This window comes from Pseudomonas sp. B21-009, assembly GCF_024749345.1.
Classification (GTDB): Bacteria; Pseudomonadota; Gammaproteobacteria; order Pseudomonadales; family Pseudomonadaceae; genus Aquipseudomonas.
In genome coordinates, this window is record NZ_CP087199.1 from 2,600,286 (window position 1) to 2,615,777 (window position 15,492).

10 protein-coding genes are annotated in these 15,492 nt (G+C 65.8%); 2 read left to right on the forward strand and 8 right to left on the reverse strand.

All coding sequences use genetic code 11. The features are described 5' to 3' along the window. The first annotated feature begins 2 nt into the window (after window positions 1-2). Entirely contained in the window at window positions 3-1,301 is a 1,299-nt protein-coding gene (locus tag LOY34_RS12010) for an ATP-binding protein (protein WP_045198688.1), read from the forward strand. Here the strand turns inward: LOY34_RS12010 and LOY34_RS12015 are convergent. From LOY34_RS12015 to LOY34_RS12050, 8 genes are all read right to left on the reverse strand, one after another. Continuing rightward, window positions 1,298-1,486, reverse strand: coding sequence for an MbtH family protein (locus LOY34_RS12015; protein ID WP_045198690.1), 189 nt, complete (start codon window positions 1,484-1,486; stop codon window positions 1,298-1,300). The genes LOY34_RS12010 and LOY34_RS12015 overlap by 4 nt on opposite strands. Further along, the gene (locus LOY34_RS12020; protein WP_195883892.1) at window positions 1,483-5,436 is read right to left on the reverse strand and encodes a non-ribosomal peptide synthetase; all 3,954 of its coding nucleotides are present in this window, start codon (window positions 5,434-5,436) and stop codon (window positions 1,483-1,485) included. The genes LOY34_RS12015 and LOY34_RS12020 overlap by 4 nt, the downstream gene beginning before the upstream one ends. Before the next feature lie 286 nt (window positions 5,437-5,722). Then, a complete protein-coding gene (locus tag LOY34_RS12025) occupies window positions 5,723-6,811 on the reverse strand; it encodes a diguanylate cyclase (RefSeq protein WP_195883893.1) in 1,089 nt (362 codons plus the stop codon). A gap of 30 nt (window positions 6,812-6,841) precedes the next feature. Further along, a complete protein-coding gene (locus LOY34_RS12030; RefSeq protein ID WP_258664886.1) occupies window positions 6,842-7,687 on the reverse strand; it encodes a DUF4434 family protein in 846 nt (281 codons plus the stop codon). Then, a complete protein-coding gene (locus tag LOY34_RS12035; protein ID WP_258664889.1) occupies window positions 7,687-10,662 on the reverse strand; it encodes an NfrA family protein in 2,976 nt (991 codons plus the stop codon). Before LOY34_RS12035 ends, LOY34_RS12030 begins: the two co-directional genes overlap by 1 nt. Next, a complete protein-coding gene (gene nrfB, locus LOY34_RS12040) occupies window positions 10,659-12,779 on the reverse strand; it encodes a cyclic di-3',5'-guanylate-activated glycosyltransferase NrfB (RefSeq protein ID WP_258664891.1) in 2,121 nt (706 codons plus the stop codon). The genes LOY34_RS12035 and nrfB overlap by 4 nt, the downstream gene beginning before the upstream one ends. Then, window positions 12,776-13,930, reverse strand: a complete 1,155-nt coding sequence (gene wecB, locus LOY34_RS12045) for a non-hydrolyzing UDP-N-acetylglucosamine 2-epimerase (protein WP_093383410.1) — start codon at window positions 13,928-13,930, stop codon at window positions 12,776-12,778. Before wecB ends, nrfB begins: the two co-directional genes overlap by 4 nt. 113 nt (window positions 13,931-14,043) lie before the next feature. After that, window positions 14,044-14,928, reverse strand: a complete 885-nt coding sequence (locus LOY34_RS12050; protein ID WP_195883897.1) for a LysR substrate-binding domain-containing protein — start codon at window positions 14,926-14,928, stop codon at window positions 14,044-14,046. A 98-nt stretch (window positions 14,929-15,026) separates the two neighbouring features. Between LOY34_RS12050 and LOY34_RS12055 the strand changes: the two genes are divergently transcribed. After that, entirely contained in the window at window positions 15,027-15,455 is a 429-nt protein-coding gene (locus LOY34_RS12055; RefSeq protein ID WP_045198705.1) for a PACE efflux transporter, read from the forward strand. The last annotated feature ends 37 nt before the right edge of the window (window positions 15,456-15,492 follow it).

The window sequence follows — 15,492 nt, forward strand, 5'->3', positions numbered from 1 at the left end:
TCATGCTGAAAATCCTTATCCGTCTGTACCTGATCACCATCGTCGCCTATGCCGGGGCGATCTTTTTGATTCCCGATGCCATCGTCGGCGCCTTTCACCAGCGTTTCATTGCCTACAACCTTGACCAGGCCCGTGGCGTGCAACGCTTGATCGTCAAGCAGTTTGAGCAGGTGCCGAGCACTGAATGGCCGGCCAAGGCCAAGGAACTGGCGGCGGATTTCGCCCCGCTGGAAATCCAACTGCGCCGTCAGGACCAGATTGGCCTCAGCTATGCGGAGCGCGACCGCCTCAAGGCCGGCCTGAACGTGGTGCGCCTGGGCGACTGGGGCTACTACGAGACCGCCCTGGCACCACTGGACGACACCTGGCTGGTGGAACTGAGCAATCCGCCCGACCCCCTGGACATCAGCCTGCTGTCCTGGGTGGTGACCGTGCTGATCGGCGCCGCCTTGCTCGGCTGCCTGCTGTTCTGGGTCTGGCCGCACTGGCGCGACCTTGAACGGCTCAAGGAAACCGCCCGGCGCCTTGGCCAGGGCGAGCTGTCGCAGCGCACGCATATTCCGCCGCGCTCGAACATCGGCGAACTGGCCCAGGTGTTCGACACCATGGCCCAGGACGTCGAACGCCTGCTGACCCAGCAGCGCGAACTGCTCAATGCCGTGTCCCATGAGCTGCGCACGCCGCTGACGCGCCTGGATTTTGGCCTGGTGCTGCTGTTTGACGAAGTCCCGCCCAACTGCCGCAAGCGCCTGCTGGAACTGGTCGGGCATGTGCGCGAGCTGGATGAACTGGTGCTCGAGCTGTTGTCCTACAGCCGTCTGCAGAACGCCGACCAGGCCCGCGAGCGGGTCGAGGTGTCGCTGCTGGAGTTGGTCGACAGCATCCTCGGCAGCTTTGCCGAAGAGCTCGATGGCCGTGGCATCGAATGGCAGGTGCGCGCCGACGACAACCTGCCGCGCTTCATCCTCGACCCACGACTGACCGCCCGTGCCTTGCAGAACCTGGTACGCAACGCCATGCGCTACTGCGACGGGCAGATCCTCCTGCGCCTGAGCCTCGACCCCCAGGGCCATTGCCTGCTGACCGTGGAGGACAACGGCATCGGCATCCCCCACGACCAGCGCGAGCTGATCTTCCAGCCGTTCTACCGCCTGGACCGCAGCCGCGACCGTACCACCGGCGGCTTTGGCCTGGGCCTGGCGATCAGCCGCCGGGCCATCGAAGGCCAGGGCGGCACCCTGACGGTCGGGCAGTCGGCGCTGGGCGGTGCGCAGTTCAAGATCAGGCTGCCGCGCGGCTAGCGGCGCGGGCGCAAGTCGCGCCAGTGCTGCTCGACGTAGTCCAGGCACAGCGCTTTGCGCTGCGGGCCGAACACCGCCTGCCAGCCGGGCGGGCAGGCCAGGTAGGCCGGCCACAGGCTGTGCTGGTGCAAGTGATTGCGCAGCACCTGGAATTGCCCTTGCGGGTTGTCGAATGGGCTGCTCATGGGTTCACCTCCTGGGCACGGCGGGCGCTTTCGCTGGCCTGCAGGGCCCTGGCCAGCAGCGGTGCGATCTGCGCCACGGCGTCGGCACGCAGCATGTTTTCGTGCATGCAGGCAATATCGTGGACCTGCAACCGGCCATCGACGTGGGCGCGCCAGTGCTCGGGGTCTTGCCACAGGGCGTCACGCAGCCCTTCGGTAGCGCGCAGGAACAACACCTCGCCGGCAAACACCTGCGGTTTGAAACGCTCCATCAACGGCACGGTCTGGCGTACTTCATCGCAGAAGGCCTGGACGATCGCGCCTTCCAGGTTGAGCACTTCGGCCAGGTAACGGCGCTGCTCGGCGATCGGTTGCAAGGGCTGGCTGAAGTCTGCCGGGCTGTTGGTCAGGGTGCCGATCAGCAGGGCCAGCAGTTGTTGGTCGCTCAGTTGCGGGACCTGGCTGTGAGGTTGCAGCGGGTAGCCGTCGAGCAGCGCCAGCAGTGCCACTGACTCGCCCTCGCGCTGCAGCAAGGTCGCCACGGCGTGGGCGACATGGCAGCCGAATGACCAGCCGAGCAAGTGGTACGGGCCAACCGGCTGGACCTTGCGGATCTGCGCCAGGTAGTCGCTGGCGCAGGCTTCGACGCTCTCCGGGCGCAGCCCCGGGTTGCGCAGGCCGCGAGCCTGCAGGGCATACAGCGGGCGGTCGGGCAGGTAACCACTGAGCGCCGCGTAAGGCCAGCCCAGGCCGCCGCCCGGCGGCAGGCAGAACAGCGGCGCCTGGCTGCCCTCGCTGCGCAGCTCCAGCAGCACCGTAAACGGGTCGCCAGGGCGGGCCAGGTCCGCGCTGCGCTGGAGCTGCTCGGCAAACTGGTGCAGCACCGGGCGGGTGAACAGATCGGTGGGCATCACTTCTATGCCCAGTTGCTGGCGCAAGCGTGCGGCGACTTGCACTGCCAGGATCGAATGGCCGCCCAGTTCGAAGAAGTGGCTGTTGCGGTCGATACCCTGGCGCTGCAGCAGTTCACTCCAGATCTGCACCAACGCCTGTTCGAGCGGGCCTTGCGCAGGCTCGGCGGGGCGTTGTGCCTGCAGGTGCTGCGCCGGCACCGGCAGCGCCCGGCGGTCGAGCTTGCCATTGGCGGTGCACGGCAGTTGCGCCAGCACCACAAATACCTTGGGCACCATGTACTCGGGCAGGCGCTCGCCCAGGTAATAGCCAAGCTGGCCCAGGTCCAGCGCCTGTTCACCGGCCAGCACCAGGTAGGCCACCAGTTGTTGCTGGCCGGGGCAGTCTTCGCGCACCTGCACCGTACAGCGGGCAATTTGCGGATGGCTGGCCAGCAGGTGCTCGATCTCGCCGAGCTCGATGCGCAGGCCGCGCAGCTTGACCTGCTGATCAACCCGCCCGAGGTATTCAAGCTGGCCGTCGGCGCGCCATAGTGCCAGGTCGCCGGTACGGTACAGGCGGCTGCCGGGCGGCCCGAACGGGTTGGCGACAAAGCGCTCGGCGGTCAGCCCCGGGCGGCGGTGATAACCCCGGGCCAGGCCGATGCCGCCCAGGTACAGCTCACCAGGGCTGCCGATTGCCTGCTGGTGCAGGCTGCTGTCGAGTACATAGGCCTGCAGGTTGGCGATCGGTTGGCCGATCGGCACGCTGTGGCTACCATCGTCGCGACAAGTCCAGTGACTGACATCGATGGCCGCTTCGGTGGGGCCATAGAGGTTGTGCAGGGCGGTATTGGGCAGCGCCTGCAGCACCTGGTGCTGCAGCTCGGCGGGCAGCGCTTCGCCGCTGCAGATGATGTGCCGCAGGCTTTGGCCCTGGCCGGGTTGGAGCTCGGGCACAAACACCTGCAGCATCGACGGCACGAAGTGCAGGGTGGTGACCTGGTAGCGCTCGATCAGCGCCAGCAACTGTTGCGGGTCGCGGTGGGCCCCGGGCTCGGCGATGGCCAGGCGGGCACCGCTCATCAACGGCCAGAAGAACTCCCAGACCGACACGTCAAAGCCACAAGGGGTCTTCTGCAGCACAGTGTCGGCGCTCGTCAACGGGTAGGCCGCCTGCATCCACATCAACCGGTTGTACAAGGCCTCATGGCTGTTGCCGGCACCCTTGGGCTGGCCGGTGGAGCCGGAGGTGTAGATCAGGTAGGCGAGGTTGCTGCCTTGCACGTGGCTGAGGGGGGTATCGTCGTTGCCGTGCTCATCGTCCAGCAGGTCATCGAGCATCAGTTCAGGGGCAAGATTGGCGCCAAGGCCGCTGTACGCCTGCGCTGTCAGCAACAACTGGACTGCGCTGTCCTCGATCATGAAGCGCAGTCGCTCGCGCGGCAGCTCCAGGTCCAGCGGCACATAAGCGGCGCCGGCCTTGAGGATGGCCAGCAGGCCGATCACCAGTTCCAGCGAGCGCGGCATGGCGATGGCGACCAGGCTGTCGGCGCCGATGCCGTGCTGTTGCAGACGATTGGCCAGGCGATTGGCCTGCTGGTTCAGGCGCCCGTAGCTGAGCTGCTGGTTGGCGAACAGCAGCGCGCAGGCATCGGGTGTGCGCCGGGCCTGCTGTTCGATCAGTTGGTTGACCGGCTGCCACGGCGAGTAGTCCACCGCGGTGCGGTTCCAGGCGTGCAACTGCTGGTGCTGTTCGTCGCTCAGCAGTTCGATGCGGGCAACCATCTGTTGGGGCTGTTCGATCAGCGCGTCGAACACCTTGAGCAGGCGCTGCTGGTGTTCGGCCAGTGCCTGGGCGCTGTACAGCCCGGGGTTGGCGTCGAAATCGAACTGCAGGTCCTGGCCCAGGCCGCGCTCATAGAAGAAGATGCCCAAATCGTCGGTGGTGCCGTTGGACAGGTTGCGTGCGCGGGTAGGGTGGCCGTCGAAGGCAATGGCGTAGTCGAAGGGCTCGATATTGACCAGGGTGGTGAACAGCTGCTGATGAGCCCCGTGCAGGCCCAGGTCGTTGCGCAGGTGCTCGTAGCGGTATGACTGGTGGCGCAGCAACTGGCGCATTTGCCGCGATACCTCCTGGACCAGCTCGGCCAGGCTCATGTCCGGGCGCATGCTCAGGCGCATCGGCATGGCGTTGGCGACCATGCCCGGCACCTGGCGCATGCGCGCGTTGCGCCGGGCGCTGAGCGGCACACCGATGACCATGTCCTGGTTGCCGGTGGCCCGATAGAGGTAGGCGGCGGTGGCGGCGGTGAGGATCTGTGGCAAGGTGCTGCCCAGTTCGCTGGCGCGCTGGCGCAGGGCGTCGACCCTGGCCGCGGGCAGGTGGGCGGTGCGGCGCAGCAGGCCGTCGTGGTTGAGGGTGCGCTGGCGCGCCAGGCTCATCGGTGCCGGCAGGTCGGCGAAGCGCTGCATCCAGTACTCGCGGTCACGCTGAAAGCGCTCCGACTGGCGATACTCGCTGTCTTGTTCGGCCAGTTCGCTGATCGGCAGCAAGGCGCTGGCGGCGGACACCGGCTGGCCTTCGCCGAGGGCCTGGTAGGTGTCGGCCAGGCGCCGCACCAGCAACCCGGCGCCAAAGCCGTCGAGGATGATGTGGTGCGGGCGCTGGTACCAGACAAAATGCGCCGGGCCCAGCTTGAGCAGCGCCGACATCCACAGCGGGTCGCAGCCCAGGTCGACGCGGCGCTGGATGTCGTCATGCATCCAGGCATCGGCACTGGCCCGTGGATCATCCGCCGTGCTGAAGTCGAGAAACGGCAGTTCCCCCCTGAATCGCGGGGCCAGCAGTTGCCGCGGGCCTTCGGCGCTGTCAACGAAGTTCAGCCGCACCGCTTCGGCCTCATCAGCCACTCGGCGCAGGGCGGTCATGAAGCGCTCGACGTCCACCGCGCCAAATATGTCGACGGACTCCGCCAGGTTCATGTTGGTCTGGGGTGGGGCAAGCTGGGCGTTGAACCACATGCACAGTTGGCCTGCGGTCAAGGGGTGGCCGGTTTCGCTGGTGATGTTCGAATCCATTCGAGTGTTCCTCTGTCCGGGTTTGCGCGAAATTGCAGCGTAGAGCGGCGCAAATGATCTGCAAGTGCACGCGGACGGGGGCTTTGAGAGGCAGCGCAAGGGGGCTTGGCGATGACCGGCAGAGCACTACTACAGCCGCTGTGACGGCACGATTGCGGCCTTTACCGGCAGGATGGTCGCGGTTGGCCGCAGGCTTGCACTCGCTGCCAGGCGGCTCGGCAGGGGTGGCGGGAGCATCTCGGCGAAGGCGCGGCGCCATTGGCGGCCGCCGCGAAGGGCTGAAGGCTTACAACCCGAGAGGCTCGCGCCACAGCACGTAGCGGTCCTTGCCACTGCGCTTGGCCTCGTACAACGCCTGGTCGGCCTTGACCAGGGCGTTGCTCAGGGTGTCTTCGGCGAGGATTTGCGCCAGGCCGATACTGATGGTCACCGGATGCTCGGCGACTTCGTCACGGACCCGCCGACACAGGGCGTCGATGCGCCGTTCGGCGTCGGCCTGGTTGAGCCCCCAGACGTAGATCACGAACTCTTCACCGCCCAGCCGTGCGTACTCGAATTCGCTCATCGAGGCCTTGATGTCGGCGGCGATGCGCTTGAGCACCACGTCGCCGATGTCGTGGCCGAACTGGTCGTTGACCTTCTTGAAGTTGTCGATGTCGATCATCGCCAGGTAGCGCGTGGCGGCCGCGTCCTGCTGCAGGTGTTTTTCGGCCTTGGCCATGAACGAACGGCGGTTGGGGATCTCGGTCAGGGCATCGACGTAGGCTTGCTCGAGCAGCAACTTGGCCATGTAGAAGTTGTACAGCTTGGCCCGGCGCATCTTCAGGTAGCTGTACAGGGTCAGGCCGTTGAGAAACACCGCATAGCAGACGAACATGCTGCCGCGTAGCTCGAACAGGTGCATGTCCGGGACCTGGAACGGGTTGAGGTTGACCCAGGTCACCAGCATCGTCGCCAGGAACGACCAGCGCCGCACCGGCAGCACCGACACGCTGTACAGCACACTCGAGGCGCCGAGCACCATCCAGGCCGGGCGCAGCGCTTGCGGCAGGCCGTCGATCACCAGGCGCACCGCCAGGGTGATCACGGCGATGAACACCAGGTTGAGCACATCGAAATGCGCCGCCTTGCGGACGAAGCCGAGGATGATGGTGAGCATGCCCATCACCGCGATGAACAGCGCCGACAGCCAGGTCAGGCCCTGATTGCCCTGGTAGCTGACGATCAGGTCGAACAGAATCCAGATCCCCAGGCTCAGCACGAACACCAGCAAGCTGAACGACTTCAGGCTTTCGAAGTCGTGCTGGCGGAATTCTTCGCGCAGTTGCGGCGGTGCGACGTTCCTGCGCACTTGCTGTTCGATGGTCTTGTACATGGCAGCCCTGAATGCTCAAAGAAGACGGTTTCAGTGCCCGGCCAAGGGCAGTACCCCCTGGGTCCAGGGCCGGTAGCGCAACGAGAACACTGCCCGCGGATGGCAGTCGCTGCGCAGCAGCGGTGGCGCTGCCACGGCAGTGAAGGGCTGGCCGGCGGCGCTGGTCTGGCGAAAGGCTTCGTTGACGATGCCGATGCTGCAGGGCAGGGCATCCTCGTAGTGCTGGCGCACCAGCGGCGCCAGGCGCCCGGTGCCGGCGCCGTCCTGCCACCAGACCTGCAGCTTGAGGCTGGCCAGCTGCTCGAGCCAGCGAGCATTGACTTGCGGGCTCAGGCGCGCGGCGCTGAAAGCGCTGATGTGCAGCGGCGCATCCAGGCGGCGATTGAAGGCCTGTAGCTGGGTGTACAGCGCCTGGCGGCGGTCGGCACTGTGAAAGTGCAGGTCGTCCAGCTCCATCGGCAGGTACCAGCCGGCCACCGGCAACTGCCAGTCCTGGCGGATCTTGCGCTGCTGGGCCAGGGAATTGCCCAGTTGCGCGCGCCAATAAGCGGCCAGGCCGGCGCCATCGAGTTCGTCGATGCGCTGGTAATAGGCGGCGTCCATGTACAGCCCCAGCACCAGCTGCAGACCTTGTTCGTGGGCCAGGCGCAGGCTGTTGGCCAGCCAGCCCCCGGCACCGCCGAAGTCGCTGTCGCCATAGGCGCTCCACTGCACGATCAGGGTTTTGCCACCCTGGGCCGCAGTGGCTTGCCACAGCGCGCGCCACTGCGCCTCGCTCAACTGCGCGTCGCGGTTCAGCGGTTGGTAGAACAGGCGCTCGTCGGCAGTTGCCTGCAGGCTCAGGACGAACAGCATCACAGCGATCAAGCGGCGCATCAAAAGGTCAACTCCGCACCCAGCAACACGCCGTTGGCGTGTTCATAAAGATTGCCGCCCAGCGACTGCTGGTATTCGGCGCGTACTTTCAGCGAACCGCGATAGGCGTTGTAGCGGTCGTCGTCGAACCACCATTGCCAGCGCAGGCCCAGGCCGGTGCGCAGGTCCTGGCGCCAGTCGTTGCTCGGGTCCTGGCTTGAGAACTCGAGAAAACCATACGGCATCAGGGTTTGTGGCGAGGCACTGGGCAGCTTCCAGGTGTGCCCGCGCTGGTAGCGCGACAGCCATTGATGGTCGCCGGCGCGGGTCCACCAGGCGCCATCGAGGTAGAGGAAACGCTCGTCCCACTCGTCCTCATCGACCCGCCAGTCGTTGCGCCATTTGCCCTGGTCGAGGTACGAGGCGGTGGCGCGCAGCAGCAGGTCGTTGCTCGACTCGGCATGGCCGCGCAGGTCGCCATAGTTGTCGCCGACCTTGCTCGGGCTGAGCAACTGGCCAAGGCTCAGGCCGCCGTAATGGGCGTCGTCGATCTGGCGCTGGTGGTACAACTCGGTGTACAGGTTCAGGTTGCTGGTGCCCAACGGCTTGTAGCGCAGGCCGACGCCGGTGCCCATGCTCTGCGCATAGTCGTTGCGCCCGCTGCCGCCGAACAGCACCCGGCCGTAGACCGAGAAGGTGCTGCCGTTGCGGCTCGGCTCTTCACCGAGGGCGTGGTCCCACATCGCCAGCTGCACGTTCTGCGAGCTGGCACGGCGGTCCTGGCGGTCATCGCGAAAGTTGTCGTTGGTCGAGACGCCGGCCGGTGACCAGGTGCTGGCCAGGGTGAAGCTGTCGCGCCGCGACAGCGCCTCGTGGGCGCGGCGCTGGCGGTACTTGCGTGCGTCCAGGCTGCCGAACTGGTCGTCGCCATCGACCAGGTCGTGTTCGACGTCCAGCACCCGGCGCAGCTCTTTACGGGCCGCCGCGCTGTTCTCGACTTCGTCGTAGCGCCAGGCCAGGGTTTCGCCGATCCGGTAATCCTCGGGGAAGGCCTTGGCGGCGCGCTCAAGGTAGGGGATCGAGCGGGCGCGGGTTACTTGTTGTTCCGAGCCCGCCAGGCGCATGCCGTAGTCGGCGCTGTAGCGCGGCTGCTCTGGCGCCAGGCGCACGGCCTCGGCAAGCCAGGCGGTGCTCTGCGCCAGGTCGCCGTTCTGCGCGGCGGTCACCGCAGCGCCATAGTAATGGTCGGGGCGCGGTTGCTGCGCGAGGGCCTGGCGCTGGTAGTCCATGGCGTCGTGGACCTGGTAGTCGCGCTGGGCGATGGCCGCGCCCAGCGCCCAGTCATCGGCCGTTACCGGCGTTGCCTGTTTCCAATAGGTGTATGCCAGGTGAGGATTGTCGGCGTTCAGCGCACTGCGCGCGGCGGTAAGCCGGGCGTTGGCGGTCCACTCGCTGTCGGCCAGGGCTTTCCACAGCGGTTGCGCCGCGTAGGAATCGCCGGCGGCTTCCAGGGCGTAGGCCAGCGGCAGGCGGCTGCCGGTATCGCCCAGGTCTGCGGCGGCCTGGTAATAGACCACCGCTTCGCCAGGGCGCTCGGGCATGGCGCAGCGGCCCAGGGCACGCAACTGGCCGACTTCGCTGGGTGTGGCGGGGATCGCCTGGCGGACCGTGTCGCACTGCCCGCGCTCGGCCAGGCGGGCGAGCAGCAGGGCGCGGTTGGCGGCATCGACCCGCGGGATCAAGGCGGCCATTCGCCGGTTGTCGAGCGGCGCATCGTCGGCACTGTAAAGCCCGGCCAGGCGCTGCAGCAAGGGTTGTGGCAAGCGGCCCTGGCGGCGGTCGTAGGCCTGTTCGAGCAGTTGGCGCACATGCTCCTTGCGGCCCTCCTTGAGCTGCAGGAAGCTCGCTTGTTCGAGGGCCTGCAGGTCGCCGCTCTGGCGGTACAGGCGCTCCCACATCTGTGCGGAACGCGCCTCGCCACCCGGGCCCTGCAGGCGCTGGTTGAGTACCAGCCAGGCTTTGGGGTTGTCATCGGCGCGGCAGCCTTTGAGCTGCTCGCGGGCGGCCTGCGGATCGTGGCGCGACAGCCATTCGGTGGTTTCCAGGCATGGCCGGTTCAGCTCGTTGCTGAGCCGCCGTACCAGCGCGGCATCATCGCCCTGGCGCGCCAGTTCCCACAGCTGCCGGCGATTGGCCGGGTCGTGCAGGTCTTGCTCGGGCAGCGACTGCAGCCAGCGCTGGGCCAGCTCGGTGTGGCCCATGGCAATTGCCCGGTTGGCCATGGCCAGGCGGGTCTGGCGGGCGATCTCGGGGGTGGGCGCCTGCTTGAGCAGTTGTTGCAGTGGCGCCTCGTCCAGGCGCTGTACGTAGGCGTTGGCCAGGCGTTGCCAGTCTTGCGCCGGCAGCTCGCCGCGCTCGGCCAGCGGCGCCAGGGCGGCGATGGTCTGGCTCCAGTTGCGCAATTGCTCGGCCCAGTTGGCCCGGGCCAGGCGCAGGATGTTGTCGTCGCCATGGGCCGGCAGGTGGTTGAGCCACTCCAGGGCCTTGGCCGCGCCACCGAACTTGGCCAGGCTCAGGCTGTAGGCCTGCCACAGGCGGATACGCTGGTTGAGGCTGCTGGTGGCGATCCAGCCCTCGACCCGGCTTGCGGCGGGTGGGTCCTGCTCGATCCAGGTCAGGCGCAGCTCCAGCAGGGCGTCGGCGTCGCTGCTGCTGGCGGCTTCGGCCAGTTGCTCGGCTTCGCGGTAGCGGCGCTGATGGGCCAGGGCCTGGATCAGCAAGGCGCGGGCTTCGCTGTTGTTGGGTACCCGCTCGAGCAGGTGGCGGGTCAGGCGTTCGACTTCTTTCCAGTTGTCGGCCTTGGCCTCGCGGTAGCTGCGTTCAAGGAAGGGGTAGCTGCGAAAGCGTTCGAAGTCGCTAAGCGGCGCGGCCAGGCCGTGCACGGTGTAGAACGACAACAACAAACTGGCCAGCGTCAGCGGCGGGCGCACACTCATGCCACCTCCCGGGTCAGGTCATAAGCGGCTTGCTGTTCTTCGAGCTGCTCGGCGAGGGCGTCTTGCAGTACCGCTTCGCTGATGATGCCGCGGGCAATCAGGTGCTCGCCCAGGGACATGTGCTCCGGGTTGAAATCGATCAAGGCCTGGTTGAACAACGTGGGGGGGACCATGCCGCGCACCTGCAACAGGGTGCCGAGCATGATTTGGTGGTGACTGACCCGCTCAAGCAACGCGGCATCGTCCTGATGCTTTTCGAGAACCGCGAGCATGTGCCGGGTCTCCTCCTTCTGCCAGGGGCTGGGGTAGTGGTAACGCAGGCCGAGGGTGACCCGGCCCTGGGGCGCCAGGCGATATTGCACCGGGCGTTTGAGTTGACGGCTGATGACCCCGAGGGACACCTGGCTGACCGGGCCTTCGCTGGCCAGGATCAATGTATCGCCGTCTTGCGCTACCGGCAGCACCCCGTAGTGCACTGCCAGGCGGCGGGGCAGCAGGGTAATCAATTTGCGCTCAAGTTTGAATGGATTTAATGGCGCCCAGGGTAAATCCAGTTGTTCGGCCAGGGTTTGCACCAGTTGCTCGCTGGTGATCAGCGCTTGCAGTTGCGCCTCGCTGATCAGCCCCTTGGCCACCAGGCGCTGACCCAGAGGCGTGCGTGCCGGCGCGCCGAGGGCCGGGAACTCGTGGGTGGTCTTGTCCCACGCCACCCGGCGCGAGTCGCCCATTTCCATGACCTGGCGCAGCGCCCGCAGGTTGGCGAAGAAGTTGACGAAGTTGCTCCACATCATCCGCGGCGCCGACAGCAGCCCCTCGAAGATGCCGTAGTAACGGGTGACGAAAAAGCCACGCTGGAACAGGCGGTTGATCAACAACAGGCCGTTGAGCCAGAGCAGGGTCATCAGCAGCGGGCTGTCGCTGAGAATCGACTGGAAGCGCCAGGCGTTGGGCGCCAGCATCGTCACCAGCCACATGGCGATCAGCACCAGGAACAGCAGGTTGACCAGAAAGCTCAGCAGGTAGGCGAACAAGCCGCGGCGGTCGCGCCAGAGAAAATAGTTGAGCGCGCCGGTGCGGCTCCAGCCCAGGTTGCTGGTGCCCTGGAAGACAATGCCGACAATCCACCGCGACTTTTGCCGGATCGCATGCTGCCAGTCGCGCGGGAAGTGCTCGCGCACGCAGATGACCTGGGCGAACTCTCGGCTCATGCCCCAGCGCCAGTCGCGCTTGAGGGCCAGTTGCGGGTCGCTCATCGAGTAGCGGGCGAAGATACACTTCATGCCCTTTTGCTTGAGGCGAAAACCGATGTCGTAGTCTTCGGTCAGGCTCTGCACGTCGAAGGCAATGCCGTCGCCGTCTTCGAGCAGGGCGCTGATCGCCTTGCGGCTGAAGCAGGTGCCGACCCCGGCGCTGGGCACCTGGCCGGTCAACGCTTCGCGCACGATCACGTCCTTGCCGTGGTTTTCGGCGAACTCGTCGACGTAGTGCCCGGCAGTAAAACCGCGCCACTCGGGGGCGAAGGGGTAGACCGGGATCTGGATCATGTCCTTGTTCGGCAGCAGGTAGTTGTACAGCCGCAGCTCCATGGGCGAGATGACGTCTTCGGCGTCGTGCAGGATGAAGCCGGCGAACTCGATGCGCGCGTCCTGCTCAAAACGCAGGATCGCATCGATGATGTTGTTCAGGCAGTCGGCCTTGCTGGTCGGCCCGGGCCGCGCGCACACCACCTTGTGCACGTTGGGGTAGTGCAGGCACACGGCGTCGACGTCGGCCTGGGTCTGCGGGTCGTTGGGGTAGGTGCCGACGAAGATCTGGTAGTTTTCGTAGTCGATGGTCGAGGCTGCCAGGCGCGCCATCTCGCCGACCACACCGACCTCGTTCCAGGCCGGGACCATGATTGCCAGGGGTTTTTCCGGCACTTCGAACAGGCGTTTTTCGTCGGCCTTCTCGTACTTGTCGTAGATGCGAAAGCGGCGAATCAGCTTGCGGCCCCAATAGACGATGTCGATGAACAGGTCATCCAGGCCGAGCAGGAACATCAAACTGGCAAGGACGATGGCCAGCAGCTTGAGGCCGAACAATACATAGGTGAAGAAATCGACCCAGGCCAGGCTCATGCCTCGTCTCGCTCAGCGGCGTTTTCCTCGAGCCAGCGGCTCAGGCGTTCGGCGATGCGTTCGCTGGCATGGCCGTCGCCGTAAGGGCTGAACACCCGGCTCATGCGTTGGTAGGCCTCGCTGTCATCGAGCAGGCGGCTGGTTTCCTTGACGATGCGTTCGGTCTGGGTGCCCACCAGCATCACCGTGCCGCCTTCGAGCACTGACGGCCGCTCGGTGACCTTGCGCAGCACCAGCAGGGGCTTGCCGAGTGCCGGCGCTTCTTCCTGGACGCCGCCCGAATCGGTGAGGATCAGGTAGGCGCGGTCCATCAGCCAGACGAAATGCTGATAGTCCTGGGGCGCCACCAGGAGGATGTTCGGCTGATGCGAGAGCAGCGCGTACACGGCTTTTTGCACCTGCGGGTTGAGGTGCACCGGGTACACGAACTGCACGTGCGGGTAACGCAAGGCAAGTTCGGCCAGGGCCAGGCAGATGCGTTCGAAACCCTGGCCGAAGTTTTCCCGGCGATGGCCGGTAATCAGTACCAGGCGCTGGTCGTCGCGCAGTTGCGCCAGCGGCGACTCGGGCGCAGGTTTCCACTGGCTCTTGTTCAGGTGCTCGCGCATCCACAGCAGCGCGTCGATCACGGTGTTGCCGGTGACTTCGATGTGCTCGAGCACCACGCCTTCGCGTAGCAGGTTGTCGCGGGCCTTGGTGGTGGGCGGGAAATGCAGGTCGGCGATCACCCCGGTCAGGCGCCGGTTGGCTTCCTCGGGCCACGGCGCCTTGAGGTTGCCGGTGCGCAGCCCTGCCTCGACGTGGCCGATGGGGATCTGCCGGTTGAACGCCGCCAGCGCGGCGATGAAACTGGTGGTGGTGTCGCCGTGCACCAGGACGATGTCGGGCTGGATGCGTGCGTAGGTGTCGTCGAGCTGTTTGAGCAATTGCTGGGACAGGCCGTTGAGGGTCTGGTTCTGGGTCATCACCTTGAGGTCTTCATCGACGCTCAGGCCAAAATCGTGCAGCACTTGCTGGAGCATTTCCCGGTGCTGGCCGGTGGAGCAGATGTTCAGCTCGATATCCGGCCACTGGCGCAACACCTGGGCCAGCGGGGCCATTTTGATCGCTTCCGGGCGTGTGCCAAACACCATCATGACTGTGTACGCCATTGTCCCGCTCCTCGTCCGTCCTTTTCTGAGAAGTTGTACGTTCTGCCGCTCTTGTAAGGTTTAGATACAAGCAGTAGAAGGCGGGGTTGTCCAATGGGCGGGTCAGCGATTGCTCAAGGCCCCAGGGAGAGTGCCAGCCAGTCGAGAAACGCCCGCAGCGCAGGTTCGCGCTCGCGCCCCGGCAACCACACGGCGCTGTACTGCGCGGCCGGCAAGCGCACCTCAGGGTGCCACGGCTGCAGCACACCCTGGCGCACACTGTCGGCCACCAGCACGTTGCTGGCCAGCACCAGCCCATAGCCGGCAGCGGCCGCCTGCAGGGCATGGTGCTCATCGTCATAGTGATGAAAACGCGCCCGTTGCAGCCAGTCTTCACACCCGGCCAGGGCGCACCAGCGGGCCCAGTCGATGACCACGCCACTGACCGAAGCCCACGGCACTTCAAGCATCGACAGCGGCAGATTGGCAGGCGGCGGCTGCCAACCGGGCAGGGTGTATACCGAGAAATGCTCGGCCAGCAATGGCAACCGCTGCAACGCCGGATCAGGATTGAATTCGGCACGCAAGGCCAGGTCGAAACGGTGCTCGCGCTGCAGGTCGACCACCTCGTTGCCGGTCAGCACCCGCACCTGGATGTCGGCATGGCGGCGATGGAAATCGCCCAGCCGCGGGATCAGCCATGCACTGGCGAAGGCCGCGGTGGTGGTCAGGGTCAGTTGCTGGCGATCACAGGGCGGTTGCAGGTCGTCAAGACTTTGCTGCAGGTTGGCCAGGCCCTGGTGCACCTGCAGGTACAGGCGCTCGCCGGCGTCGCTGAGCCTGACACCCTGGCGGCTGCGCTCGAACAGCAGCAGGCCCAGCTGCGATTCCAGGCGTTTGATCTGGTGCGAAACCGCCGCAGGCGTGACTGCCAGTTCGTCGCTGGCAGCCTTGAAGCCGCCCAGGCGGGCCGCCGATTCGAAGGTGCGCAGGGCAGTCAGGGGCAGTTTGCCGAACACAGTGCTCAAGCCAATTGAGGGAGGCTCAATTTAGCTCAATTGAAGCATCGCCTCAACGCCGCTAGGGTGGGGCTTCATTGACGTTCAGGGAGGCAGATATGCAAGGCAAGTCGCGCAAGGTCGTCCAGGCCATTCTCTACGAAACCATCGCCGTGCTGTGCGTGGCGCCGGCGCTGTCCTGGGCCTTCGATGCCGGTATGGCCCACTCCACGGTGCTGTCGCTGATTCTGTCGGCGGTGGCCCTGGCCTGGAACATGTTCTACAACTGGGCGTTCGAGCACTGGGAAGCCCGCCAGGCCCAGCGCCAGCGCACCCTGTGGCGGCGGTTTCTCCACGCCCTGGGCTTTGAAGGCGGGCTGGTGCTGATCCTCTTGCCGGTGGTCGCCGGCTGGCTGCAGATCAGCCTGTGGCAGGCTCTGCTGACCAACCTTGCGCTGTTCGCATTCTTCTTTGTCTATGCCTTCGTGTTCCAGTGGGCCTTCGACCGGGTGTTCGATGTGCCCGATTCTGCCCGCGAGCCTGCTTGACTTTGCCTGGGTGGCTGCGCTAGTTTCGCTGGCATGA

Excerpts from the sequence above, each read along its gene's own strand:
- LOY34_RS12010 (WP_045198688.1), top strand. The coding sequence starts at position 3 with ATGCTGAAAATCCTTATCCGTCTGTACCTGATCACCATCGTCGCCTAT.
- LOY34_RS12020 (WP_195883892.1), bottom strand. The coding sequence starts at position 5,436 with ATGGATTCGAACATCACCAGCGAAACCGGCCACCCCTTGACCGCAGGC.
- wecB (WP_093383410.1), bottom strand. The coding sequence starts at position 13,930 with ATGGCGTACACAGTCATGATGGTGTTTGGCACACGCCCGGAAGCGATC.
- LOY34_RS12025 (WP_195883893.1), bottom strand. The coding sequence starts at position 6,811 with ATGTACAAGACCATCGAACAGCAAGTGCGCAGGAACGTCGCACCGCCG.
- LOY34_RS12015 (WP_045198690.1), bottom strand. The coding sequence starts at position 1,486 with ATGAGCAGCCCATTCGACAACCCGCAAGGGCAATTCCAGGTGCTGCGC.
- nrfB (WP_258664891.1), bottom strand. The coding sequence starts at position 12,779 with ATGAGCCTGGCCTGGGTCGATTTCTTCACCTATGTATTGTTCGGCCTC.
- LOY34_RS12030 (WP_258664886.1), bottom strand. The coding sequence starts at position 7,687 with ATGCGCCGCTTGATCGCTGTGATGCTGTTCGTCCTGAGCCTGCAGGCA.
- LOY34_RS12055 (WP_045198705.1), top strand. The coding sequence starts at position 15,027 with ATGCAAGGCAAGTCGCGCAAGGTCGTCCAGGCCATTCTCTACGAAACC.
- LOY34_RS12035 (WP_258664889.1), bottom strand. The coding sequence starts at position 10,662 with ATGAGTGTGCGCCCGCCGCTGACGCTGGCCAGTTTGTTGTTGTCGTTC.